The 613-nt window shown below is 57.1% G+C and carries 1 protein-coding gene and 1 pseudogene; both read right to left on the minus strand.

Annotated elements, in window-relative coordinates; translation table 11 throughout:
* Positions 1-129: pseudogene (locus Xhom_RS38295) on the minus strand (phage major capsid protein); the annotation flags it as partial.
* A gap of 9 nt (positions 130-138) precedes the next feature.
* The coding region (locus Xhom_RS25305) for an HK97 family phage prohead protease (protein WP_099140143.1) at positions 139-613 on the minus strand (475 nt) is incomplete at its 5' end.

Genomic DNA, 613 nt, shown 5'->3' on the forward strand with positions numbered 1-613 from the left:
TGCGGTTTTCGCCTTGTTCCAGTCGGTGCGCTGCTCGTCCGTCCACGCGGCATCCCCGATTTTGTCATGCAGGGTACGCATTTCCGCCGCAATAGTGTTGCGGCGTTGTTTCAGTTCATGCAATTTCATGATCCCGTCCTAAATATTCAGTAAAGTCAGAATGCGCTCACGCGCCTGTTTTTGGTTGATAGCCTGCTGGAAAGCGCCGCTGTCTCTGGCCTCTTTCCACTGATTCAGGGAGCGCACCGCAGAATCGGCTTCCTGATACGCCGGATAGGTCACCGGGCTGACATCATAGAGCCGCGAAAAACGGCTGATTTCCCGGATAACAATCCCTTCCTCGTCCTCAAACCAGTGCTCACCGTCCCGGGCGACGCGGAACGCAAAGGACGACTGGGTAATGTCCCCCCGCTGCATCGGGGCCAGTACCAGATCGCGGATGGTCGGGGTATCCGGCGCCTGAATGTCGTATTGCAGCCCGCGCTCATCCACAGACAGCGTCAGGGTGCCTGAGGCACTGCGCCCCAGAATGTAGTTGGGGTCATGGTTAAACAGCCCGCGCACATCATCATTGAGTACCTCATCAAAGGCCCCGGGCTTGATGATTTCACGA

The sequence above is a fragment of the Xenorhabdus hominickii genome, assembly GCF_002632725.1.
In the GTDB taxonomy this organism is placed as follows: domain Bacteria; phylum Pseudomonadota; class Gammaproteobacteria; order Enterobacterales; family Enterobacteriaceae; genus Xenorhabdus; species Xenorhabdus hominickii.